This is a genomic window from Paraburkholderia sp. DHOC27 (assembly GCF_003429005.1).
GTDB lineage: Bacteria > Pseudomonadota > Gammaproteobacteria > Burkholderiales > Burkholderiaceae > Paraburkholderia.
The window spans coordinates 113,737-138,288 of sequence record NZ_QVQV01000012.1; the positions used below are offsets into that span (position 1 = coordinate 113,737).

Genomic DNA, 24,552 nt, shown 5'->3' on the forward strand with positions numbered 1-24,552 from the left:
TTCGCGCTGCTTCTCATGCTCGTTTTTGTGCCCGCTCGTGAGCCTCTTCATGCGGCTGCCGTTGTGCGTTTTATCGGATCATTCCAGACGTACGCATTACTGCATACAAAATCCCGCCCGCTACTTCGTTCTGCAAACATGTGCAGCAACGAAAACTGTCTGAACGTGCGCTAACGCACACAGTGTCAGATAGGTGCGAACTTGGATTGACGTTCGCTTCGAAAGCCCACATATTGTTTGCGAGGGGCCGCCGTGATTGTTCTGATCGCGGTGACCGCTCTCCAGCGCATGTCGATCGTGATTTACGTGGACAGTGCATCTTGCGCGGGACACGATCGGGACCATGCCCTACGGCATAGCCTTATCGCAGGTGGGTCACAGCATGTCCACCCAGACTACTTCTCACGATGATTTTCCCGCGCCGTGCAAGCGCTGCGGTGGTGCGTTGTATCAGCCCTCCGACCGCTGCCCGTATTGCGGCGCGATGCATCCGCTCGACGACACGCCACGCGCGCGCCTCGTCGCGGCGGCCGCCGGTGTGCAGCATCATCCGTTCGGCGCGAATGCCGACACGAATGGCGCGCCGCCAGCGCTCGCTTCACCAGACACGCCTATTCCTCCGCTCGACAATACATCGGCAGGATCCGCCATAAATGGCCGATGGATTTTCTCGCGCGGACTCATTGCGCTCGTGGTGGTGTTGCTGGCGTACGGGGCGTATACGCTGTTCGGCAGCTCGCGCAATACGACACCCGCGGACGGCGACAACGACACGCAATCCACCGGCGGTTCGATTGGCGCCTATGCGCCGGGCAATTCATCGAGTGGGTCGATCAAAACGCTGTCTGGTTCCTCGGCCAATGCCTCGGCCAATGGATCGACCAGTGCCTCAACCAACACGGCGACCAACACTTCACCAGATGCCGCGTCGCCGCGCGCCAGCGCCGCCATGCAATCCGCCAACAATGCGGCGGTCCCTGCGACTCCCGTGATTCAGCCGCCAGTTGCACCGCACTATCGCGATCTGTCGGAAAGCCTGCATGCGGCGCGCACGTATTTCGATGCGAACGATTTGTCCGACGCGCAGGCCGCCGTCAACGCGGCCTTTTCGATGCAAGCCAACAGCGCGGACGCCCAGGTGATCCAGCGCGATCTGCGCCCGCTCGAACAGCGTCGCGACGCCGCGATGCAAACAGCGCTCGTCTGCATCAAGGACAACTTGTGGAATTGCGTCGAGCACAGCGCGCGCGACGCGCTAGCCATCGACACCGGCAGCGTTGAAGCGAAGGCGATGCTCGAACGTGCCATTGTCGAGACCGGCTGGACGCCGCTGCACAATAAACCGGCCACTGTCACTCACAACGCGCCGGCTGCGCAGACGTCGGTCAACGAACCGCCGTTGCCACCCTTGCCGCCGTTACCCTCGACCGCACGAAGCACGCAAGCGACACAAGCCACGCCGACTGCGCAGGCCGCGCCGCCCGCTGCCGTGTCACCGGCAGCACCCGCCGTCGCAACCAACGCCGCGCCGAACAGCGTGGACGCGCAGGAGCGTGCGATTGCGCAGTTTGGCTGGAAGAACTCGGCGACGCCCGGCGCAACACCGGCGTCGGGCGCGGCCGCCGCTCATTGAGCGGTGCGCGCATGGTCCCTGTTTCGACGTCTCGCAGAAACGCAGCACCTTGAAATAGAAAACTGAAATAGAAAACCGAACTGACTCAGCGATGCTTCGCGCGCTCTCGCCGCGCAAGCCTGTTCAATCGAGACTGAAAGGTGGAAGACCATGCTCAAGATAATTCCGACGGGGTGGCATGCGGGGCGTTTTTCGGGTTGGCCCGCAGGTTGGCTTGCGGCCTGGGTCGCCGGCCTGCTCGGATTGCTGCTCGCGTCATCATGGGCGTTGGCCGAGCCTGCGCACTACAAGATCGTGACCGGCCCCGAACGCGGCACGTACATCCAGTTCGGCGCCGATCTGGCGAAATGGGTGGCGGAGCCGGTGGGCATCGACCTCGAGGTGCTGGCCTCGAAAGGCTCCGCGGAAAACGTGCAGCGCATGCGCTTCGAGCCTGGCGTGAAGCTCGCACTGGTGCAGTCGGACGTGTATCAGGCGTACGTGGATATGGCCAATGCCGGCAACGCCGACGCGGGTGTCGCAATCCGGCCGCTGCGTCTCATCATGCCGCTCTACGACGAAGAAATTAACTTCGTGGTGCGTGCCGATTCGCCGCTCAAGAACATCAACGAGATCAAGGACAAGGTGATTAGCGTGGGCCTGCTCGGCAGCGGCACTGCGCAATCCGCCAACACCATCTACCGCCTGATGTTCGGTCAGCCGATTCCCGAACAGAACGTGCAGCACCTAAGCAACGAAGACGCGCTCGCGGCACTGATCGTGAAGAAGATCGACGTCGCGATCATCGTGGTTGGCCAGCCCGCCAAGCTGTTTACCGACATGAATCCGGATCTGCTGCAACAGATCCGCCTGCTGCGTGTCGATCCTGCTGCGCCGGAAACCGCACGGGCCAAGCAGGTGTATTTCCCCGCGACGATTCACACCGCGAGCTACCCGAGCTGGCTGAAGGAAGACGTGCCGACCTTCACCGTGAAGGCATTTCTCGTGACCTACGACTACGGGCTGCGCGATACGGTGGTCAATCTGGACCACTTTGCCGATTCGCTCTGCACCAACTTCGACAATCTGCAGGAGCACGGGCATCCGAAGTGGAAGCAGGTGAAGCTCGATCTGCCGAACCTCGGACATGGTTGGCAATACTACGGACCGGTCGAAAAGCGTCTGCGTGCCTGCGTGACGCATCGGGCGGCGGTCACGGCTGCCGCACCCGCGCAGACCGCGGACAAGACGCCCGTCAAGAGCAATTGCACCGACGAAGCGCGCACGCTGATGCTGTGCAAGTAGTTTGACGCGGGGCATGTGGCTCGCGGCGTGCGTGAAGTCGAGCGCACACGTCATGCGTCAAACACGCGCCTGCGTCAGCTCCATCGCCCGCTGCAACGTGTCGTAGACCTTCGGCCGGTTGCATTGCGACACGTTGAAGCGCAGAAACCCCGCAGCGGTCTGCGCCGCGCTGAACACGTTGCCGGGCGCCAGCACGACGCCCTCGCTCAACGCGTGCCGGGCAATCTCCGCGGCATCCAGACCATCCGGCAAACACGCCCACACGAACATGCCGGCGCGCGGCCGGGTCCACACGTCGAGCCCTGCCTGCGTGAGACGCCGGATGGTTTCGCTCATGGCGTCTGCGAGCCGCGCGCGCATGCCTTCCAGATGCCGCCGATAGGTGCCGTCCACCAGCAGATGATGCACGACGCTCGCCGCCAGTTGACCATTGCCGAACGAGGTGGCGAGCTTCAGGTCGATCAACGGTTCGATCCAGTCCGCGCGGGCCGCGATAAATCCGCAGCGCGCCGCCGCCGAGAGCGTCTTCGAAAAACTGCCGATGGAAATCACGCGCGAGAGGCCATCGAAAGCGGCCAGACGCGGCGCGGCTTCCACTTCGAAGTCGGCAAAGATGTCGTCCTCGACGATCAGCAGATCGTGCTCGCCCGCGAGCTTCAGCAGCCGATGCGCGATGGCCGGCGCCAGCGTCGCGCCGGTCGGGTTGTGAATCGCGGAGTTGGTCACGTAAAGCCGCGGACGATGCTCCGCCAGCACGCGCTCGAAACTCGCCAGATCCGGGCCGGACGGCGTGTACGGCACGCTGACGATGCGCGCCCGATGGGCCCGCAACAGCGCCTGGAAATTGAAGTAACACGGATCGTCAATCAAGACGGTGTCGCCCGGTTCGAGCAGGAAGCGGCAGACGAGGTCGAGCGCATGGGTGCCGCCGTCGGTCAGCACGATCTGCGCGGGCGTGGCATCCACGCCGTGCTGCGCGAGCCGCCACGCAAGCTGTTGACGCAGCGCGGGCAGTCCGTGCGGGCTCGCGTAGTCTGCGAGCGGCGCATGCGGGTCGCGCGCTACCGCGCGCAGGGCGCGCCGCACGCCGTCCTCCGGCAACCACGCGGCCGGCAGCCAGCCGCAGCCCGGCTTCAGCCCTTCCTGACCCGCATCCAGCGACTGCCGCGTGAGCCAGAGCGGATCGACCTCGCGCTCGGGACGCGGCCCGAGATCGGCCAGCGCAAGCGGCGGTGCATGACCCGACACGAAAAAGCCGGCGCCGCGTCGCGCGACCAGTGCGCCCTCGGCGACGAGGCGGTCGTAGGCTTCGACCACCGTCGATTTGGAGACGCCGAGCGTGTCGCTCATGGTCCGGATCGACGGGACGCGCGCGCCGGATTGCAGCGCGCGGCTGGCCATGCGCTCGCGCAAGGCATCCATGACGGTTTCGACACGCGTGCGCGGCGCGGCGGCCTCGCCTGGGTTATCGTTACTGTCGAAACGGCGGGTCATCTGTACTGCTCCATGTACCGTACAGTTTGCGTGAATTGTACTGTTCCGTAGCTTACACTTTTACCCGTTCGAGTAGATGCTGTCGGTTTCTCCCTAGCATCTGAAAACCCACCATGACATCCAATCCGAGCCGCAGCAACCCGCCTCACCGCGCCACCGATGGCTGGTTGAGCGGACTGCTCGGCGTGCTCATCTTCAGCGGCTCCCTGCCTGCCACGCGTCTGGCCGTGCAGGGACTCGATCCGATCTTTCTAACGGTTGCCCGCGCCACCATTGCGGGAACGCTCGGCCTCATCCTGCTGCTGGTGTTCCGCGAAACCCGGCCGGCGCGACGCGAACTCGTGCCGCTGATCGTGGTGGCGCTCGGCGTGGTGGTCGGCTTTCCGCTCTTGACCGCGCTCGCGCTGCGCCACATCACGTCGGCGCACGCGGTGGTGTTCATCGGCCTGTTGCCGCTCTCCACCGCGATCTTCGGCGTGCTGCGCGGCGGCGAGCGGCCGCAGCGCGCCTTCTGGCTGTTCTCGGCGCTCGGCAGTTGCGCGGTTGTAGCCTTTGCGTTGCGTGACGGCGTGCAGGCCTCGCCGCTGGGCGATAGCTTGATGCTGGCGGCGATCGTCGTGTGCGGACTCGGCTATGCGGAAGGCGCGCGGCTCTCGCGCCATCTCGGCGGCTGGCAGGTCATCTCATGGGCGCTGGTGCTGTCGTTGCCGTTGATGCTGCCACTCACCTGGTGGGCGTGGCCGGCCTCGTTTGCGGGCGTGAGTCAAAGCGCGCTGTGGGGGCTCGCGTACGTGTCGCTGTTCAGCATGCTGATCGGCTTCGTGTTCTGGTATCGCGGGCTCGCTCTGGGCGGCATCGCCAGCGTCGGACAGTTGCAGTTGCTGCAGCCTTTCTTCGGCCTCTCGCTGGCGGCGTTGCTGCTGCATGAACAGGTCCCGCCGGCGATGATCGCCGTCACCGTGATCGTGGTGGCATGCGTGGCGGGAGCGCGGCGCTTTGCGAAAACCGCACCGGTGCAGCGCGCTGTTTGACTCGTTTTTTGAGGGCTTTTTGACGGGCTTCAATTCGCGGCGCTCAACGGGCATGATGAGGCGTTTCCGGCCATCCGCCGGCTAACGACAGGAATGCGCATGAGCACCGCGAGCCAAAACGATCCACCGCCGTCCACCGCGTCAGCGGCAACGCGCGCCACTGCTCTCGTGCGGGACGCGACTGAAGATGATCTGCCCGCCATCCAGGCCATTTACGCCCAGCACGTGCTGCACGGCGTGGCCTCGTTCGAGGAAACACCGCCTTCCGTGGACGAATTGCGCAACCGGCACGCGTCCGTGTTGAGTCATGGCTTGCCGTATCTCGTCGCGGAAGTCGACGGGACGATTGCCGGCTATTGCTACGCGACGCCCTATCGCCCGCGTGCGGCGTATCGCAACACGATCGAAGATTCGATCTACATGAGCGATGCTTTCCGCGGTCAAGGAATTGGACGGGTGCTGTTGCGGGCTTTGATCGAACGCTGCGAAACCGGACCGTGGCGGCAGATGATTGCAGTGGTCGCCGATGGCGGCAGCGGCGGTTCGATGTCACTGCACCGCAGCCTCGGCTTCGAGCTGGTGGGCACGCTCAAGGCCGTGGGATTCAAACACGGCCGGTGGCTCGATACCACGTTGATGCAACGCGCGCTCGGGGTGGGTAACGCTGCATTGCCGGATGCGCGAGCGGATTAGATCGCAAGCGCGTGATGCCGTTTTAAGTTACGTTCGCGCAGCCACGCCGCCCGCGTGTCATGCTGCCCGCGTTAAAATCCCCGCATGCCAAAAACGCCCCATTCAGACGCTTCCCCGTCGTCCACCGCGTCCACTACGTCCGCTGCGCCGCTTTCGTCCGCGGTGCCGCGCAACGAATACACGGTCGATGAGCTTGCCCGCGTCACCGAAAGCACCGTGCGTAATGTGCGCGCCTATCAGGATCGCGGGCTGCTCGCGCCGCCGGAGAAGCGCGGCCGGGTCGGCGTCTACGACGACACCCACGTCGCGCGTCTGAAGCTCATCAATCATTTGCTCGCGCGCGGCTATACCCTCGCCAACATCCAGGACCTCATCAAGGCCGTCGACGAAGGTCACGACCTGCGTTCCATTCTCGGACTCGAGACGGCCATCGGCAGCCCGTGGTCGCGTGAGCGGCCCAAACACTATTCGCTGATCGACCTGCTGCAGATGTTCGGCGGCAAGGCGTCGCCCGGCGCGCTCACCAAGGCGGTCGAACTCGGTCTGCTGGAGCGGCACGGCCTGTCATTCGTCGCGAACAGTCCGGCTGCGCTCGCAGCGGGTGCGACGATGGCGCAAGAAGGCATTCCGCTCCTCGACCTGCTGGAGGCAGTCAGCGTGTCGCGGCCGCATTTCAATGCGGTCGCCAAGGCGATGGTCGATTTGGTCGTACGGCAACTGGACCGCTACGAGGCCGATGCCCTGCCCCCGCCCGCGGACGTCCCGGCGCTCGTCGAGGCAATCTGGCGTGTGCGCCCATTGGCAATGGTGCTGGTGGAATCGGAGATGAACCGCGCGCTCGAAGACGCCGCCGGTGACTATCTGGGCGACCGCGTCGCGTCGATCATGAAGAAACTGGGCAACGCGCAGGTGGCGGCGTCTGCGTCTGCTGCGGTTGCCACTTCTGTTGCGGACGGCGACGCTGGCGATACGTCCCCAAGACAACGCGCAACGCCTCGCATCAAGGCGAAAAAGTAGTTTCTTTGACCCAGACGGGTCCAATCTATCAAAAAGCTTTGCACGGTAGAACTTTCCTCTTTTAGCACAGTCACTCCCCCGCACGCTTCATTCGCGTCACTTTTTCCGCGTGCACGCCACCCCAACCTCGCGCCTCCTGATAGGGGCAGCGCAACGGGTACATCGGCGAGCACATCGGCAATCCAACTCCTGTTTCAATCCGCGCGGCGCCCGATGCGCTGTCGCCTGTCATCAAGGACCGTCAAGGCCATGCAGAATCTTCTCGCCGAGATCCACCCGAGTCAGTGGACCTCACTTTGGACTGGGCTTACCAGCATCGCCATGCACCTGTGCGCCGCCGCACTCATCCTCGTCGTGGGATGGTGGGTCGCGCGCCGCGTCTCGCGTTCCCTCAAGCGCCTGCTCGCGAGCCAGTCGCGCATGGACGCCACCCTGCGGCCCGTGCTGTGCGACACCACGCTGTGGGGCATTCGCGTGGTCGCGATCATTGGCGCCCTGTCGCAACTCGGCATTGAAACCGCCAGCATCGTGGCGGTGCTCGGCGCCGCGGGCCTCGCCATCGGCCTGGCGCTGCAGGGCACAATGCAGAACATCGCGGCCGGCATCATGCTGTTGCTGCTGCGTCCCTTCAGGGTGGGTGACTGGATCGAATCAGGCAGCGGCACAGTGGCCGGTACCGTCGAAGAAATCAGCCTCTTCACCACGCGCCTCACCAAATCGGACGGCATCTGTGAGTACGTGCCGAACAGTGCGCTGTGGAGCAATTCGATTCGCAACTACAACCGCAATTCGACCCGCCGCCTCGATCTGGAAGTGGAAATCTCGGTGCGCGACGACGTGGACCGTGCGCTGGCGGCACTGCACGCACTGGCCGGCGCTGATCCACGCGCTCTTCAGGAACCCGCGCCACAGGTGATGGTGACGCGTTTCGACGACAGCACCGTGGTGTTGAACGTGCGCGTATGGGCCAAACTGGATGAGTTCTGGAACATGCGCTGGGATCTGGCGCGCCGGGTTCGTCAGACGCTTAACGATGCGCAATGCAGCCTGCCGGTTCGTACGCGTGAACTGCATATCGTGCAAGCCGGCGACGCCCGCGAGACGCCGACTGTGCGCGTTTCTTCTACACCTCGCGCGCTCACGCAGTAAGCGCGGCAATCAGCGGCGATCCATGCGGCGACGCATGTGACCTCATATGGCGCGGCGTGGATCGCCGCCGTCATCCGCTGGCTTTACCAACATTTCCACCATAGTTAGCGGCCGGGCACGCCGGCCGCTTTTCCCGCTTTTCCCGCCTTCACACCCCCTCCCATAGAGTCTCCCGTCTAACGCGCCGCTTGCGCGATTTCATTGCACCTCCTATCGTTACATCCATCAATGTAACAGTTAAGAATGAACAAAAGGAGACCGCCCGGATGAACGCACGCACGCTGCCTCCCGCCGAGCTGCCGCCCGTCGACACCGATGTTGCGATCATCGGTTCCGGCTTCGCGGGCCTCGGCATGGCGATCCGGCTGCGGCAAGCCGGCCTGAAAGACTTCCTGATCGCCGAAAAAGCCAATTCAGTAGGAGGCACCTGGCGCGACAACCATTACCCCGGCTGCGCCTGCGACGTGCAATCGCACGTCTACTCGTTCTCGTTCGCGCCAAATCCGCGCTGGAGCCGCATGTTCGCGCGCCAGCCTGAAATCCACGGGTACCTGGAGGAATGCGCGCAACGCTATGGCGTTCAACCGCATCTGCGCTTCGGCCATGAACTCGTGAGCGCGGTGTACGACGAAGAGCGCCACGGCTGGCAAATCCGCTTTGCCAACGGCCAGCAGTGGACGGCGCGGGTGCTGATCTCCGGCATGGGCGGTCTGTCGCGCGCCGCGCTGCCGGACCTTGCCGGCCTCGCCAGTTTCAAGGGCAAGATCTTCCATTCGCAGCAGTGGGACCACGGCTACGCGCTCGACGGTAAGCGTGTCGCGGTGATCGGCACCGGCGCCAGCGCCATCCAGTTCGTGCCGCAGATCGCACCGCGTGTCGCGCAACTGAGTCTGTTCCAGCGCACCCCGCCGTGGATCATGCCCAAAGCCGACCGTGCCGTGAAACCGCTCGAACAGTGGCTGTTCCGTCATCTGCCCTTCACGCAGAAGATCATGCGCGCGGGCCTTTATTGCATGCTGGAGTCGCGCGCATTCGGCTTTGCGATTCATCCTTCGTTGATGAAGAGCGCGCAAAAAATCGCCGAGCGTCATCTGCGCCGCCAGGTGGCCGACCCGGCGCTGCGCGCGCAGCTCACCCCTGATTACACGATGGGGTGCAAGCGCATCCTGATCTCGAACGACTACTTCCCCGCAGTGTCGCGCCAGAACGTTTCGCTCATTAGCGCCGGTATCGCGCGCATCGAAGAAGACGCCGTGGTGACGAGCGACGGCGTCAGACATCCCGCCGACTGCCTGATTTTCGGCACCGGTTTTCAGGTGGCCGATCCGTTCCCGCGCGGTGTGATTCTCGGCAAGGGTGGCGTGGATATCGTCGACACCTGGCGCGATGGTGCACATGCGTACCTCGGTACGGCATTGCCTGGTTATCCGAACTTTTTCATGATCGTGGGTCCGAATACCGGTCTCGGTCACAACTCGATGGTGTACATGATCGAATCGCAGGTCGAATACATTCTGCGCGCGCTGCACGCCATGCGAAGCGAGCGCGCGGCGGCCATCGAAGTGCGTCCGCAGGTGGAACGCGCGTACAACGAGCGGATCCAGCAACAGCTCGGCCGCGCGATCTGGTCCACCGGCGGTTGCAAAAGCTGGTATCTCGATCCGAACACCGGCAACAACACGACACTGTGGCCCGGCTTTGCGTTCCGTTTCCGTCAGGCGACGCGCCGCTTCAGCATGGAAGATTACTTCGCGTATGCGCCGGCTGCGGTGTCGCACGGGCACGACGCGCTCGCTTCCGGCCCGCTTGGGCAAACCCGGGACAGCGCGACTTCTTCTGTCGAGGCGACCTGAGCGATCACCGCGTCATAAACGTAGCGTGGCGTGTTTCAAAGATTCGTTTCGTATTCCAGATCAACATAAAAACGACAGGGCACCGCTCAGAGAGGACAGGAGAAACATGATGAAGAATTTCACGGACCGGGTGGCTGCCATCACCGGTGCGGGCTCCGGCATGGGACGATCACTGGCGATCCAGCTCGCGCGCGAAGGCTGCGATTTATCGCTGGCCGACCGTAACGCCGCCGGCCTCGCTGAAACCGCGAAGCTGGCGCAGGCCGCCGCACCGCAACGGGTCGGCGCGCCGCTGCGTGTGACGACCCGCGTTTTGGATGTGGCAGACCGCGTCGCCATGTTCGACTGGGCCGCCGAAACCGTCGCGCAGCACGGGCGCGTCAACCTCGTCTTCAACAACGCGGGAGTCGCGCTGTCGAGCACCATCGACGGCATGGAATACGCAGATCTGGAGTGGATTGTCGGCATCAACTTCTGGGGCGTCGTGCACGGCACCAAGGCTTTTTTGCCGTATCTGAAGGCGGCCGGCGCGGGACATATCGTCAATACGTCGAGCGTATTCGGTCTGTTCGCACAGCCAGGCATGAGCGGCTACAACGCCACCAAGTTCGCGGTACGCGGCTTCACCGAAGCACTGCGCCAGGAACTGGACCTGATGAAGTGCGGCGTATCGGCGACCTGCGTGCATCCCGGCGGCATCCGCACGAGCATCGCGCAGTCGAGCCGCATCGCGTCGAACATGGTCGGCTTCATGATCGAGAGCGAGCAGCAAGGCAAGGACGACTTCGAAAAGTTCTTCATCACGAGCGCCGACGACGCAGCCGCCGTCATTCTCGACGGCGTGCGCAAAAACAAACGGCGTGTGCTGATAGGACGCGATGCGCGCGCAGCGGATTGGCTCGCCCGTGTGCTGCCGGCCGCGTATCAGACGCTGGTGGTGATGCAGACGCGCCGTCTACGGCGTGTCGCGCAAAAACGCGTACGCGTGGCCGAGGCTGCCGGGCGCCGGGTTTGAAGCCGTCATGTGTGACCTTGGCGGCCACGCCCACGCTGCGACAGTCATGATGATCAACCGGATCCGCGCAACGCAATGCAACGCAACGGATCGAATCAGCAACTCAAGGAGAAAGGCCATGATGCCTGTTCGCCGCGACCTTCGTTTCGCCCTTCCCGCCGAGCGCGCCTGCGACTGGCATCAACAGGGCTCGCACGTGACGCACTTCTTCAACGCGCTTTCGCTGCTGTTTCCCGCGGGCGAGCGCTTCTTCATGGACAGCGTGCGCAACTACCGCGACAGCATCGACGATCCAGTGCTGAAAAAGCAGGTGCTTGGCTTTATCGGCCAGGAAGCCATGCACACGCGCGAGCATATCGAGTACAACGATCTGCTGCAGTCAGCGGGATTGCCCGCACACAAACTGGACCGGCGTCTCACGTGGTTTCTCAACCAGCATCGCAAGATGCCGAAGTCGTTTCAGCTCGCCATGACCGTGGCGCTGGAGCACTACACGGCCATGCTGGCCGGCCTGCTGCTGGAGGACGACACGCGTATTGCCGGTTCGGTGCCGGGCTATCTGCAGATGTGGACGTGGCATGCGCTCGAAGAAACGGAACACAAGGCGGTTTCGTTCGATGTCTGGAACGCGGCGCTCAAGCCAGGGCCGCTGCGCTATCTGCTGCGCACCGGCACCATGCTCGCCGTGACGCTAGTGTTCTGGATGATCGTGTTCGACTTTCACGTGCGCCTGCTGATTGCGGACCGCAAACGCGGCGGTCACGTGCGCGGCATGTGGCGCGTGATCAAGTATCTATACGGTCCGAGGCACGGGGTATTTCCCGGCATTGCGATGGAATGGCTGCGGTTTTTCAAACCCGGTTTTCACCCGTGGGATCACGACAACCGGGCCCAACTGGCGCGTATTGACTCGCTCGTCGCCGCCGTGCACCTGGCTAACGCCGCCGATCCCGCTGCGTTGAAGACGAGCCAGACGAGCCGCCGCGGCGTGCGAGCTGCAGCGTGAAGCGTGACGCGCTGATGGTCGATGCGGGTGATGTGCAGCTCGCGGTCTACGTAAGCGGTCCGCGCGATGCGCCGCCTGTCGTGCTGGTGCATGGTTATCCGGATTCGGCCACGGTGTGGGACGCCGTGCGGGCGCAACTCGACTCCCGCTACCGCGTGATCTGTTACGACGTGCGCGGCGCCGGCTTGTCTGAAGCGCCTGCTGGGCGTGCCGGATACCGGCTCGAGCGCCTGGCCGACGATCTCGCCGCCGTGGCCGACTCCATCTGCGGCGCGCAACCGTTTCATCTGGTGGGCCATGACTGGGGTTCGATCCAGTGCTGGGAAGCCGTGACGCGCCCTTCGTTCGAAGGACGTATTGCGTCGTTCACCTCGATCTCCGGGCCGAGCCTCGATCACGCTTCGATGGGGCTGCGCAGCGGCAGCAGCGGGTATGCCGCATCGCCGCCCGTAGCACGCCGGTTAGTCGATGCGCTGCGGCAAACGCTGAAATCCTGGTACATCTTCTTTTTTCATCTGCCGTGGTTGCCGGAACTCGTGTGGCGTTGCGGCGGCGCGCGCGCCTGGCCGCTCTGGCTACGTCTGACCGAGCGCGTGCAGCCGCTGCGCGATCCGGCTCAATTGCGCAATGCCATCAATGGCCTGAATCTGTATCGGGCCAATTTCATCGAACGGTTGCGCCGGCCGCGAGCACGGCACGCGCATGCGCCGGTGCAATTCATCGTGCCGCTGCGCGACCGCTACGTTGGACCGGCGCTTTCGCTCGGGCTCGAACGATGGCTCGGCGATTACACGCGCGATACCGTCGATGCCGGCCATTGGGTGGTGCTGCGCGACGCCCCGGGCATTGCCGCCCGTATCGACGCCTTCGCCACGCGACATGCCGCCGCTTGCGAACAACGGGCACGCCACACCGCTAGCGAATACACCGCAAAGGCGTAAAGCACACGATCAATCGCGAAGGCGTGCCTTCTTGCCCGCACATAGGCATCACCGACGGTTATGGCGGCCGCGAAGCGCATGATCACGGCCAACGTGACAAATAGCCGCTATCAACCTGCGCTGATACCAGGACTGACGCTGGTGCCCTATGCTCGCGGTTTTCCCGATGGTCTGGCACGATCGACGAGCAAACGCGCGCCGCGTCCGGACCATGTGTGCACGCTTACCCATATGAACGCCGCATCCAATAGCCCGGAATCCGCCGGGCTACTTACGCTTCTGCGCAGCTTTGGCCAGATCGTCCTGCAACCTAACGCCGCCACCGGCGCGTGCCTGCTGGCCGCGTGGCTGCTGTGCGACCCGCGCCTGGCGTGCGGCGCGCTGATCGGCGCGATTGCGGCGAACATCGCCGCAATCGTCGCCGGCTGCCCCGAGGACGACACGCGCGACGGCCTGCATGGCTTCAATGGCGCACTGGCTGGGCTTGCCGCCTACACCTTCGTGCCGGACCACGCCACCGCCGCGGCGCTGGCCATTCTCGCCGCGACCGGCACCGCCTGGTTGCTGCAACCGTGGTCACGCTGGCTGCGCAGCCACGGGTTGGGCACGTATTCGAGCCCGTGTCTGATCGTCACATGGCTTTGGCTGCCGCTCATGAAAAGCAGTGCGGCAGCCCTCCCCGGCGCGCCTGCGTCCATGCTCGTTGCGCTGCCCGAAGGCACGCTGTCGGGTCTGGCGCAAAGCGGTTTCGCCTACGGCGCGCTGCCGGGCCTGCTGATGCTGGTCGGCATTGCGTTGTCGTCACGGCGACACGCACTGGCGGCGCTGGCGGGTTCTGCGATCGCGGGCGGCGTGCATATGTTGCTCGGCTCGAGCATCGCCACGTTCGACGCGGGCCTCGTCGGATTCAACGGCGCGCTGACCGCCCTCGCACTCGCGGAAAGCGGCTGGGTAGTCGTGCTTGGCGGCGTTTTGCTCTCGGTTGCGCTACAGCAATTGGCCGGACTGGCTGGCCTACCCGCGATGACCGCGCCGTTCGTGGTCGCCTGCTGGGGCGTGCAATGGCTGATGCGCCGTGGCAGTGTCAGCCGACGACTTGACAGCGATGTCAGGCGCGACGTCGATCAAGCTATCGAACCCGCTATCGAACCTGCTATCACACGCGGCGCCGTACACACTGCCGCACCCGGCGCCAGTCACACCCGTAATAGCCGCCCCGTTTAAGCGCGGCGCTGACTAAGCCACTCGCGCAAGGCGTCGTTCATCCGGGTCTGCCATCCATCGCCTGTCGCCTTGAAGGCATCCACCACGTCAGCGTCATAGCGCACGGTTAGAGAAATTTTCGGATTCTGGAGCTTGGGGCGGCCGCGCACGCCCAGCCGCTTCATCTTCGCGAAATCTTCCGCGGGTACCTCGTAAGTGTCCGGGTCTGCCGCGATGCCCCGGTTGATTGCCGCCTCTTCTTCGTCGGTTGGCAGAATCAGTTTACGTTTGCTCGACATAGTTGCGTATCTCCCGCTTGTTTGCCTTGCGCATGCTGATGACGCGCATGGTGTTGCCGCGCTGCGTGAACACGACGCAGTAAAGACGGCCATTGACGACGCCAAAGCCAACCTCGCGCAGCTCGCGATAGTCGCGCCGCGTGTCAACGTAGGCCACCACTTCCGACCAATCGAGTTCTGCCGCAAGTTCAATTGATACGCCGTGGTTGGCGATGTTCTGTTCGTTCTTGGCCAGATAGTAGGTAATGTCCAATTGGATTAATTGTAGTTACGGTTAATGGACGGGTCAAGACATATTTGTAGGTACGTTTAATCGCATCGCTAGCATGGGGTTTCCGGCTTGTTGCCCGAAGGTCCGTAGACGTCGGATTTTCACGATATTGATTAGGTAGCCTGATCTTTTACCCGACAAACCGGGAACGATATCGCGCTCAAGCTTCGGGAAGAAGTCGGCCAAATGGCCAATGCCGGGGGAACACAAGGGACATCGATCTGGCCGTCTGGCCAATGTTCTTGTGTTAATTGATACGTTATCCTGATCTTTACTCTTTTCGAACCAAACGGCGCGAGATCAGCGGCGTCATGGGCCGCATGACCTGAGTCAACTTCCGCTCACTTCACTCGATCAACCTCAACGAACCGCTTGCAAAACATAACATATTTGTTATCATATAACCCAATGACATTCGCGATTGATTTCTACAACGAACGTGTCAGAACAGACATTGCGTCGTTACCCAAAACGCTGCTGGCACGCTTCATCGCGCTGGCGGATCGAATGGAGCAATATGGTCCGGATCTCGGCGAACCTCACACCCAGTGCATGGGCGCAGGCCTGTTCGAGATGCGTCTAAAGGGTGCAGAAGATATTGCCAGAGTCTTCTATTGCTCGATCGTCGATCGCAAGGTCGTCATGCTTCATTCTTTCGTAAAGAAGTCGCAACAGACGCCACCCCAAGAGCTTGAGGTGGCACGAAAAAGACTGTTGGAGGTTAAACGTGTCAACGTATAAAGAACTGCGCCGCCAGGCGCTGTCGGACCCGGAAGTTCGCGCGGAATTCGAGCGCCTCAATCGCGAGGAATTCGCCCTGCTCGATCAGATGCTCGCTGCGCGTCACGCGGCGGGGCTGAGTCAGGCGCAGGTGGCCGAACGCATGGGCACCAAGGCGCCGGCCATCACCCGGCTGGAACGCGCGCTCGCCTCGGGAGAGCACTCTCCATCCGTCGATACCCTGCGAAAATACGCCGCCGCATGCGGCAAGCGGCTGGTCATCTCCATCGCATAAGAGCGGCTGTATGCGCTACGTTCGTCACCTGCGACAACAGGCCGCAAGTCGCGATCAATTGCGCGGTGCTGCAGCGCGGTGTATTGCCGCACTTATCGAAGCCATCCGCTCATCACACCCTCAAGCGCACAAATAAAATCTTGATACTCATCAATCATTTAGCATCTTGAAATACGCGTTACGGGTTCCGCCACGCGGCTTTTCGACGCAGGACGCGCCGCAGCAAACTCCCGCGCATTCCCCTACGCTTGCGCCATCTGCAAATCGCAGTGCGCGTCGACAGTGGTCGCCGTGCGTAGGCTGTTTCGGGCATCACTGCTATGGACCCCACCTTCTCAGCATTCGACCTGGCGCGCATCCAGTTCGCGTTCACGGTCTCGTTTCACATCGTCTTTCCTGCGCTCAGCATCGGCCTTGCGAGTTTTATCGCCGTGCTCGAGTGGCGCTGGCTCAAAACCGGTAAGGCGTACTACAAAGATCTGTGTCTGTTCTGGTCGAAGATCTTCGCAGTGGCGTTCGGTATGGGCGTCGTCTCCGGTGTCGTCATGAGTTACGAGTTCGGCACCAACTGGTCAGGCTTTTCGAGTTTCGCCGGTCCGATCACGGGGCCGCTGCTGATGTACGAGGTCATGACCGCGTTTTTCCTCGAAGCAGGCTTTCTCGGCATCATGCTGTTCGGTTGGCAACGCGTCAGTCCGCGTGCGCACTTCGGCGCCACGCTGATGGTCGCCATCGGCACGCTGATCTCCACCTTCTGGATTCTTGCATCCAATAGCTGGATGCAGACGCCGCAAGGGTTCGACGTGGTCAATGGCCATGTCGTGCCGCTCGACTGGTTCAAGATCGTCTTCAATCCGTCGTTCCCGTACCGCCTCGCCCATATGGCACTGGCTGCTTTCATCGTGGCGGGTCTGGTGGTGGCGGCGGTGAGCGCATGGCATCTGTTGAAGGGGCGGCGCGATCCGGCCGTGAAGAAGATGTTTTCCATGGCGCTGTGGCTGCTGCTCATCCTCACGCCCATTCAGGCGTTCGTCGGTGACCAGCATGGTCTGAACACGCGCAAGTATCAGCCCGCAAAAATCGCCGCCATCGAAGGTCTCTGGAACACCGAGAAAGGCGGCACCGCGCTCAACCTGTTCGGCATCCCCGACATGCAGGCGGAGACCACGCGTTACGCCGTCTCTATCCCCCATCTGGGCAGCCTGATCCTCACGCATAGCTGGGATGGCGAAATTCGCGGTCTCAAGGAATTCGCGCCGCAAGACCGCCCGAATTCCACCGTCGTGTTCTGGAGTTTTCGCATCATGGCAGGGCTTGGCGTGCTGATGATCGTGATGTCGGCGGCCGCATGGGTGCTGCGCCGGCGCGGCACGCTGTATGACGCGCGGTGGTTCCAGAAACTCGTCGTCGCAATGGGACCGACGGGCTTCATCACGCTGCTGGCCGGTTGGGTCACCACCGAAGCGGGGCGTCAGCCGTGGGTGGTGTACGGTGTGATGCGTACGTCTCAAGCCGTCTCGCCGCTCACCACGCAACAGGTCGGCATCTCGCTGATGGCCTTCGTGATCGTCTACTTCGTCGTGTTCGGCACCGGCATCTACTACATGCTGAAGCTCATGCGCGCCGGTCCGGCGTTGCCCGGCCACACACCGCATGGCGTGCCGGATTTCGCGCCCGGCGGCAAGGCAGCGCCTACTTTGCCGCGCGCCAAACAGTTGATCGACGCCTGAGTCCTCGAGCCAATCACGCAGGTTGTTGACGGCGTTCGTCACCGACCCGCCAGCCTTCCTCCAACCGAACAAGGCAGCAAAATGGATGTCACCGTAGTGTGGGCCGCGATCATCGCGCTCGGCCTCTTCATGTACGTCGTGCTCGATGGCTTCGACCTCGGCATTGGCATCGTGTTTCCGTTCTTCCCCGATGAACGCGAGCGCAATCTGATGATGAACACCGTTGCACCCGTCTGGGACGGCAACGAGACCTGGCTCGTGCTCGGCGGCGCCGGCCTCTTCGCGGTGTTCCCGGTGGTGTACTCTACCGTGTTGTCGGCGTTGTATCTGCCGCTGATCTTCATGCTCGCTTGTCTGATCTTCCGCGGCGTGTCGTTTGAACTGCGCGCCAAGGCCAACCGCACCCGGCATCTGTGGGACCTGGCGTTCATCGGCGGCTCGACCGGCGCCGCGTTCTTCCAGGGCATCGTACTGGGCGCATTCTTGCAGGGCATCCCCGTCGCAAACGGCACGTACGCCGGCACCGCGTTCGACTGGCTCACGCCGTTCAGCCTGCTCACCGGACTCGGGCTCGTCGTGACCTATGCGCTACTCGGCTGCTGCTGGCTGATCGCCAAAACGGAAGGCGATCTGCAACGACGTCTGCATCGCGTGGTGTGGCCGTTGACGATCATCCTGCTCGGCTTCATCGCGCTGGTCAGCGTGTGGACGCCGCTGCAAGCGCCCAACCTGGCGCAGCGCTGGTTTGGCGCCGGCCTGTTCTATCGTCTGCTGCCGGTGCCTTTTCTCGTCGCGATCTGCGCGGGTTTGATGTATCGCGCGGTCCGTGAACGCCATCACAAGACGCCCTTCGTGCTCGCGCTTGCGCTAGTGCTGCTCGGCTACCTCGGCTTGCTGGTCAGCCTCTGGCCTTATGCGATTCCGTCGAGCATGACGTTGTGGGAAGCGGCCGCGCCGCGCTCGAGCCAGATGTTCACGCTGGCGGGCGCCGCGGTGATTCTGCCTGTCATTCTCAGCTATACGACGATGGGTTACTGGGTATTTCGCGGCAAGGTGCGCCATGACGACCAACATCACTATCACTAACCGCCGCGCCGCGTTCGCGCGTATCAGGCTGCCTGGCTGGGTCTGGTTTATCGCGCTGTGGTGCGCGGGGGTGGGCGGCGCGGTGTCGCTCGGCTTTGCGTTCAAGGTGTTGATGAATCTGACGCTGTTTGCCGTGAAATGAGCGGTGGAATGAGCCGTGGAACAAGCCGTGGAATGAACCGCGCCGTGGCCCTGCATGACATCACCGAATCCCTGCCGGCGTGCTTTAAAAAATGCGCGGTGCCGCACGTTTATGTAGCAGGCTGGAGCAATAACGGGGATGACGAACAAAGCCAGAAGGAAGCCAAAAATCGGGGTACATAAAAGAGACTCAAACGCGAGGTTCAAGAGCAGGATTCAAGAACGCAGTTGAAAGGAACAACAAGGGCGTGCGCAAGACCAAACCACGACGCGGGACCGGCGGCACGAGAGACCAGTTTCACGCCCTTGAGAAATTGCCATGCTGTTTGGGGGATCTGCACCATGAGCCGGACACGCGAAGCGGAGTTCCGGCCGCCTGAGAAACACCGTTGCCGTCGATCCGCATTTGATCGCGGCAGCGGGTGGTAGAGAGCATCAGCTGTAACGCGTCAGCCTCGAGGTCAAAGAGGCACGCGTTGAAACACGAGGCCGCGCCTGTTCGTGGCGGCCTGTCGGAACGGGTGGCGTCAGGGAGGCGCCATCCGGCTCCGCCGTTGTGACAAACCGCCCGCAACCGCCGTGATCAACGGCTGGCTCGACGCGGGCAAGCGTCCGTAGCGCCCAAAAGCGCGCTCATGCGCTGCCGAGCTGGTATCAAGACACCGCCATAACATGGCGCGTCCCATCGCTCAAAACACCCTCCCACTGCAACTTCGGCGAATCCCGCCGCGACGGCCTCGTCTGCCGTTGCCACAGGGTTGCCGCAGCGTTGCGCCGTATCGGCCTGGATCATCGTGGTTACACGGCTGGTTGTCAGCCGGCAGCACTATCGCGGAGGCTTAAGCGCGCGTGGCCGGCATGTTGCGCCGTAGCCGTAGCCATACGCCGTGCACCGTGCCATGCACCGTGTGCCCCTCGCCGCGCGCCGCGCCAGACCGGCCATGCCGCCCGCCTCGGCACAGCCCGGCTCCGATATACCACCAGCGCCCGCCCCCGCCGCGCCCCCACCGCCCGGCGGCTTATTACCCCCCGGCATACGCCATCTACCACTTATTGCATATAGGCGAAGCCCCCCGCGAAAACCATACTGGGTTCACTTTCCAGCGCGGCATACGGTCCTTCGGACCTCTTCATCGCCTAGCTTCAAGGCTCTCCGCGCTCCCTGTCCCATCCTTCTTTGGAGGTTTTCATGGGCGCTGTTCCGAGCCGCGAGTTCGTCCGCAATCTTGACGATGCCATCCTGCCTGACCTGTGGCGCCGCCGCACGCAGTTATCGGATGACGAAATGGTGTCGATGGTCGACCTCGTCAAACGGGCGCTGCGAACCTACCATCCGCTCGAACTCCAGGCACTCGGCGACGACAAGGAAGAACTCGTGGCCCAGTTCATCTTCTCCAAGGTGCTGAGACTCGCGCCCGGACACACTGACACGCACGCCTGCGCCGAGAGCGCGCCCTCCAATGGCTACGCGCTGTGCGCCTATTTCCGACGCTACCTGATCGACTGCCTGCGCAGCGCCGGACATCAACGCAATGTCTCGATGGAAACCGAAGGCGTGGAGCAGGAAATCGACATCCGCGCCCACGCGCTCGAGGACCCAGTCGAAAGCGTACTGATTCAATATGGTCTCGACGAAGCCCGCGTGCGTGTGGCGGCGCGCACCTTCATCGAGCAACTCGACGAACCGGAGCGCATCGTGCTGGCCGGCAGCCTCGGCTGGTGCTCGGAATGCAAGGGCGGCCTCTCAGCGGTGGCGGCGCAGCATCGGGTGCCGTCCTATCACTATCGGGCGGTGAAACTTGGCGTCACCATGAAAAAGACGGCCAATGCCGACGACTTTTCCAATACCAAGATCGGCCGCTGGCTGATCGACGTACTCGGCATCGAGATCCAGCCGGATAATCGCGAGGCCATTCTGATCGCGCTGAATCTGCTCGCCGCCGAATCCAGCGAAGGCGAAATCACGGACGAGGCCGCCTAGCCGCAACGTCGTGCGCGTTTCATGCAGCCGCCACGCGCAGTCTCGAGCCAGGCGAATAATGAGCGAGCGCCGATGGATGGATGCAAACGCAAGGTGACCCATCTCAAGCAATGCCAATCAAATTTCTGCAATGGAATGGCAAGGGCGTCACGCCGCGACATGCTCCACAGTGAGCGCGCGATGCACGGAAAAGCGTAGCGATTTGACATGCGCCCACGGGGCAGGATAATCGGGGAGCCGTGCCATCCGCGACTGGCCGTCTCTAACCGGCCCTCCGCTACCGGAGAATCACGGCGCGAAATGGACCCAGCCACATGGGCCTACCATCCAATAAAACAAACTAATTATCGCTATGGAACCGTTGAGCTTCGGAGACTGCGTCAAGAAAAGCTGGGGCAGCACATGGCAGGCCATCGTCCAGATGCCTGCCATCGTGCTTGGAGCATGCGTGGTATTCGCGTGCGTCACCATGCTGTCTGATTCATTTCAGCATACGCCTGCCGAGGCCGCTCACCTCAGCGCGTCCACCCTGATCAGCCATTCACTCATCAGAATGGCCCTGTCGATTCTCAACTTCGTCGTGTCGAGCAGCCTGATCATCAAGATCCACCGGTTCGTTCTACTCGGCGAGGGAAGTCAGCCCCTCGTACCGTTGGGTGGCAAACCACTTGGCCGCTACCTGCTCGTGTCGCTGTGTCTCGCGTTGCTGGCGGGATTGCTCGCGGTGGCCCTGGTCCTCCTGCTCCACCAGGTCAATTCGACGCACGTCTTCCTCGTCCTTGTGCCGTTGTCGCTTGTCTACATCTTCGTGGCGGTACGGCTCGGTCTGCTGTATCCGGCGTTGGCGCTCGGCGCGGGCCTGAAGTTGCGCGCGGCGTGGAACGACAGCCGCGGTCACTTCTGGAGTATGTGGTGGGTCGGTGTCGTGGTGGCGCTGCCAGTCATAGCGGTCTGGCTCATCTGGTTCTTCGCCGTGACGCTCGCACGGCCCGTCATGCTGACAGCCGAAGGACAAGCCTCACCGGCATTTGCGATCGGACTTGCTGTCGTCAACACGTTGATCATCGTGCTGGTATCAGCAGCGGCGTCGTGGCTCTACCGGCGCTACGCAAAGCAGTTGCGTGACGAGGTGGGCCCCGGAGTCGGCCCTACGGCTGCGCTTTAAGTTCGGCCCGGGGCACGCCGCCCAGACCTCAGACATTCCCCGCGAGGTGAAAGCGCGACGCCGGATGCCAGAGCTGCACCGACGTCGCCACTGTTTCGCCCACCCACGTGCGGCGCCACAGCAGCAGGCAAGGCTCGCCGATTTCCATCGAGAGATAGCGGCGCACATGGGCATCGGGTTTCTGTGCGTAGATGCGAAACTCCGCGCGCTGGATGGGCGCAAGACGCACCATGTAGTGATTCGGCGTCTCGACGCAAAAGTCCTGCTGCAGATACTCGGGAAACACCTTCGGATTGACGTAGCGATCTTCGTACTGGATCGGCTCGCCCTCTTCGCTATGCACGATGCGTGAATGAAACGCCGGCCCGGCCGCGAGTCCGAGCGCATCGAGCGCCTGCGGATCGTCGCTTGGTTCGAGCGTCAGCACATGGGCCGAGTGCCGATGACCGCGCGCGGCGATTTCGTCGGCAATGTTGCGAATCTCGAGTACCGTGGATTCGTAGCGTTGCGGCGCCACGTAGGTGCCGGAGCCCTGTACGCGGGTCAGCACGCGCTCGGCGGTCAGTTCGCGCAAGGCACGCGACACCGTCATCCGCGCGACGCTGAACTCCTTCACCAGTTCGGTCTCCGACGGAATCAAGCCGCCCGGTTTCCAGTCCCCTTCCGCGATTCGCCTGAGCACATAGCGCTTGATCTGCTCGTAGGCGGGCATCGCCTTCGCGGGCGTCTCGCTGGCACTGCCCGCGGCCGATGCAGGGGCGTTTGCCAGTGGCGCGTTCATATTCATATTCACGTCGACCTCGTGGGTGGTACGCAATATTTCCGGCACGCCGGCGGATGGGCCGGAGCGCCAGTTCGTGAGCCACCTCGCGCGTCACGCGAGCGCGGCTGATTGAGCGCCGGGTGCCGCATCACGCAGCCGATTGCTGCTCGTTCGCAGCGGCATCGTGCGCACCGGCTGTCAGATGCAAGGTGGGATCGAGCGGTGCATAGGCCGCCTCCCCCGCTGGCCCGGCTGTCACAGGCCGCATCTTACCTGGATTGGGCAGCAACGGCGGTGCCGAATCCGCAATCATGCGAAACGCGATGGCCATATCTTCCGCCAGCGGCCGGTCGTCACGATAGGTCGGCACCACGCGGCGCACGCTGCGCCATAGCGAATCGGTATAAGGGGCACGCGGCATGTCGCCGGTTTGCAGATCGTAAGCCTGAGCCGCGGCGAGCAGTTCAATGGCGACGATCCGGCCAGCGTTGTCCACGATCTCCAGCGCCTTGAGCGCGGCCGGCGTCGCGTGGCACAGATGGTCCTCCTGCAAGCCGGAGGTGATGCCGCCGTCGAGACTCGCCGGCATCGCCAGACGCCGGTTCTGCGCCACCAGCGAAGCGGCCGTGTACTGCGCGATCATGAAGCCGGAGCAGGTGCCGCCGGGTTCGGCGAGAAACGCTGGCAAGCCGCTAACGAGCGGATTCACCAGCCGGTCGAGGCGCCGCTCGGCCATCGCCGCCACCTGGGCGATGGCGGTGGCGAGGCTATCCATCGCCAGAGCAATCGAGGCGCCCACCGCATGCGCCTGCGAATACACGCGCGGCTCTTCGGGCGTGCCGGCGACGATCGGGTTATCGGTAATCGAAGCCAGTTCGCGATTGACCACTTGCGCGGTCGCGCTCAGCACATCACGCGCGGCGCCGTGCACGTGCGGAATGGTCCGCATGCTGAGCGGATCCTGGGTGCGCTGGCCGACCACGGCGGCGAGAATCCCGCTGTCCGCGAGCGCGCCACGCATTCTTGCGCCCACCAGGTTCAGTCCGTCCGAGACGCGCAAGGCAAGCGACTCGGGATCGAACGCGGCGAGCTGGCCGTGCAGGTTCTCGAAGCTCATGGCCGCGACGGCATCGGTCCAGTCGAGCAGGCGTTCGGCGCGCGCCAGCGCCAGGGCGGCAAGGCCGGTGACGCACGGCGTACCGTTGATCAGACTGAGGCCTTCCTTGGCTTCGAGCACCAGCGGTTCGAGGCCGAGCCGCTGCAACGCCGCGCGGCCGCTGATGCGCTCGCCGTGGTGACGTGCGTGCCCTTCGCCGATGCACACCAGCGCGATATGCGCCATATGGCTCAGATAGCCGACCGAACCGAAGGCCGGCACTTCAGGCAGGCAGTCGGCGTCGAGCAAAGCTACCAGCCGTTCGGCCACCGCGAGCCGGATGCCCGAGTGCCCATGCGCGAAGTTGTTGACCGCCGCGGCGATGATGGCCCGTGTTTCCGCCACGCCGAGCGGCGCGCCGACGCCCACCGCGTGGCTCATCAGAATGTTGCGCGACAGCGCGCGCTGTTCGCTCGGCGAAACGATCACATCGCACAGCGCGCCCACTCCCGTGTTCACGCCATAAGCGCGAATGCCGCGCTCGACGATCTGTTCCACGAGCACGTGCGCCGCGGCAATCCGCGCGCTCGCTTCCGGGGAGAGTTTGAGCGGTTCGCCGGCGGCAACCGCCGCAATCTGACGCCAGTCGAGAGGACGATCGGAACGGATAACGGCCATGATCTTGC

The 24,552-nt window shown here is 63.2% G+C and carries 24 protein-coding genes; 19 read left to right on the forward strand and 5 right to left on the reverse strand.

Annotated features, from left to right (window positions below):
- The first annotated feature begins 382 nt into the window (after positions 1-382).
- Entirely contained in the window at positions 383-1,633 is a 1,251-nt protein-coding gene (locus D0B32_RS29890) for a hypothetical protein (protein ID WP_147329591.1), read from the forward strand.
- Between the two features lie 150 nt (positions 1,634-1,783).
- A complete protein-coding gene (locus D0B32_RS29895; RefSeq protein ID WP_117337947.1) occupies positions 1,784-2,917 on the forward strand; it encodes a TAXI family TRAP transporter solute-binding subunit in 1,134 nt (377 codons plus the stop codon).
- A gap of 57 nt (positions 2,918-2,974) precedes the next feature.
- Here D0B32_RS29895 and D0B32_RS29900 read toward each other — a convergent pair whose 3' ends face one another.
- Complete coding sequence (locus tag D0B32_RS29900; protein ID WP_117337948.1) at positions 2,975-4,411, reverse strand: PLP-dependent aminotransferase family protein; 1,437 nt, start codon at positions 4,409-4,411, stop codon at positions 2,975-2,977.
- A gap of 113 nt (positions 4,412-4,524) precedes the next feature.
- Between D0B32_RS29900 and D0B32_RS29905 the strand changes: the two genes are divergently transcribed.
- The 9 genes from D0B32_RS29905 (at position 4,525) to D0B32_RS29945 (ending at position 14,340) form a co-directional block, all read left to right on the forward strand.
- Positions 4,525-5,442: a DMT family transporter gene (locus tag D0B32_RS29905; protein WP_117337949.1), complete on the forward strand. Its 918-nt coding sequence runs from the start codon at positions 4,525-4,527 to the stop codon at positions 5,440-5,442.
- Between the two features lie 99 nt (positions 5,443-5,541).
- The gene (locus D0B32_RS29910) at positions 5,542-6,135 is read left to right on the forward strand and encodes a GNAT family N-acetyltransferase (protein ID WP_117337950.1); all 594 of its coding nucleotides are present in this window, start codon (positions 5,542-5,544) and stop codon (positions 6,133-6,135) included.
- A gap of 84 nt (positions 6,136-6,219) precedes the next feature.
- Entirely contained in the window at positions 6,220-7,152 is a 933-nt protein-coding gene (locus D0B32_RS29915; RefSeq protein WP_117337951.1) for a MerR family transcriptional regulator, read from the forward strand.
- 249 nt (positions 7,153-7,401) lie between these two features.
- Complete coding sequence (locus D0B32_RS29920) at positions 7,402-8,301, forward strand: mechanosensitive ion channel family protein (protein ID WP_117337952.1); 900 nt, start codon at positions 7,402-7,404, stop codon at positions 8,299-8,301.
- 266 nt (positions 8,302-8,567) lie between these two features.
- Positions 8,568-10,154, forward strand: coding sequence for an NAD(P)/FAD-dependent oxidoreductase (locus tag D0B32_RS29925; RefSeq protein WP_117337953.1), 1,587 nt, complete (start codon positions 8,568-8,570; stop codon positions 10,152-10,154).
- Positions 10,155-10,263: 109 nt separating this feature from the next.
- Positions 10,264-11,169 (forward strand): SDR family oxidoreductase, encoded by a 906-nt coding sequence (locus tag D0B32_RS29930; RefSeq protein ID WP_117337954.1) that lies wholly within the window; start codon positions 10,264-10,266, stop codon positions 11,167-11,169.
- Positions 11,170-11,287: 118 nt separating this feature from the next.
- Positions 11,288-12,175, forward strand: a complete 888-nt coding sequence (locus D0B32_RS29935; protein WP_117337955.1) for a metal-dependent hydrolase — start codon at positions 11,288-11,290, stop codon at positions 12,173-12,175.
- Positions 12,172-13,116, forward strand: a complete 945-nt coding sequence (locus tag D0B32_RS29940; protein ID WP_117337956.1) for an alpha/beta fold hydrolase — start codon at positions 12,172-12,174, stop codon at positions 13,114-13,116. Before D0B32_RS29935 ends, D0B32_RS29940 begins: the two co-directional genes overlap by 4 nt.
- A gap of 231 nt (positions 13,117-13,347) precedes the next feature.
- Complete coding sequence (locus D0B32_RS29945) at positions 13,348-14,340, forward strand: urea transporter (protein ID WP_117338005.1); 993 nt, start codon at positions 13,348-13,350, stop codon at positions 14,338-14,340.
- Here D0B32_RS29945 and D0B32_RS29950 read toward each other — a convergent pair.
- The gene (locus D0B32_RS29950) at positions 14,337-14,618 is read right to left on the reverse strand and encodes a BrnA antitoxin family protein (protein ID WP_117337957.1); all 282 of its coding nucleotides are present in this window, start codon (positions 14,616-14,618) and stop codon (positions 14,337-14,339) included. The genes D0B32_RS29945 and D0B32_RS29950 overlap by 4 nt on opposite strands.
- Positions 14,602-14,871: a BrnT family toxin gene (locus D0B32_RS29955; protein ID WP_117337958.1), complete on the reverse strand. Its 270-nt coding sequence runs from the start codon at positions 14,869-14,871 to the stop codon at positions 14,602-14,604. The genes D0B32_RS29950 and D0B32_RS29955 overlap by 17 nt, the downstream gene beginning before the upstream one ends.
- A gap of 426 nt (positions 14,872-15,297) precedes the next feature.
- Between D0B32_RS29955 and D0B32_RS29960 the strand changes: the two genes are divergently transcribed.
- From D0B32_RS29960 to D0B32_RS29985, 8 genes are all read left to right on the forward strand, one after another.
- Entirely contained in the window at positions 15,298-15,630 is a 333-nt protein-coding gene (locus D0B32_RS29960; RefSeq protein WP_117337959.1) for a type II toxin-antitoxin system RelE/ParE family toxin, read from the forward strand.
- The gene (locus D0B32_RS29965; RefSeq protein ID WP_117337960.1) at positions 15,617-15,904 is read left to right on the forward strand and encodes a helix-turn-helix domain-containing protein; all 288 of its coding nucleotides are present in this window, start codon (positions 15,617-15,619) and stop codon (positions 15,902-15,904) included. The genes D0B32_RS29960 and D0B32_RS29965 overlap by 14 nt, the downstream gene beginning before the upstream one ends.
- 320 nt (positions 15,905-16,224) lie before the next feature.
- Positions 16,225-17,634 (forward strand): cytochrome ubiquinol oxidase subunit I, encoded by a 1,410-nt coding sequence (locus D0B32_RS29970; RefSeq protein WP_117337961.1) that lies wholly within the window; start codon positions 16,225-16,227, stop codon positions 17,632-17,634.
- Positions 17,635-17,715: 81 nt separating this feature from the next.
- Positions 17,716-18,720 carry a cytochrome d ubiquinol oxidase subunit II gene (cydB, locus tag D0B32_RS29975; RefSeq protein ID WP_117337962.1) on the forward strand — a complete coding sequence of 335 codons (1,005 nt, stop codon included), beginning with the start codon at positions 17,716-17,718 and terminating at the stop codon, positions 18,718-18,720.
- On the forward strand, positions 18,695-18,862 hold the full coding sequence (locus D0B32_RS32740; RefSeq protein ID WP_181969951.1) for a hypothetical protein: 168 nt from the start codon (positions 18,695-18,697) through the stop codon (positions 18,860-18,862). Before cydB ends, D0B32_RS32740 begins: the two co-directional genes overlap by 26 nt.
- Before the next feature lie 8 nt (positions 18,863-18,870).
- A complete protein-coding gene (locus D0B32_RS32745; protein WP_181969952.1) occupies positions 18,871-19,044 on the forward strand; it encodes a hypothetical protein in 174 nt (57 codons plus the stop codon).
- A gap of 1,006 nt (positions 19,045-20,050) precedes the next feature.
- A complete protein-coding gene (locus tag D0B32_RS29980; protein ID WP_117337963.1) occupies positions 20,051-20,842 on the forward strand; it encodes a hypothetical protein in 792 nt (263 codons plus the stop codon).
- A gap of 352 nt (positions 20,843-21,194) precedes the next feature.
- Positions 21,195-22,007 (forward strand): hypothetical protein, encoded by an 813-nt coding sequence (locus D0B32_RS29985; RefSeq protein WP_117337964.1) that lies wholly within the window; start codon positions 21,195-21,197, stop codon positions 22,005-22,007.
- Positions 22,008-22,035: 28 nt separating this feature from the next.
- On the opposite strand, the gene hutC is transcribed toward D0B32_RS29985, so the two are convergent.
- Together hutC and hutH are read right to left on the reverse strand one after the other, a co-directional pair.
- Positions 22,036-22,794, reverse strand: a complete 759-nt coding sequence (hutC, locus tag D0B32_RS29990; RefSeq protein WP_117337965.1) for a histidine utilization repressor — start codon at positions 22,792-22,794, stop codon at positions 22,036-22,038.
- A 124-nt stretch (positions 22,795-22,918) separates the two neighbouring features.
- On the reverse strand, positions 22,919-24,544 hold the full coding sequence (gene hutH / locus D0B32_RS29995; protein ID WP_117337966.1) for a histidine ammonia-lyase: 1,626 nt from the start codon (positions 24,542-24,544) through the stop codon (positions 22,919-22,921).
- Between the last annotated feature and the right edge of the window lie 8 nt (positions 24,545-24,552).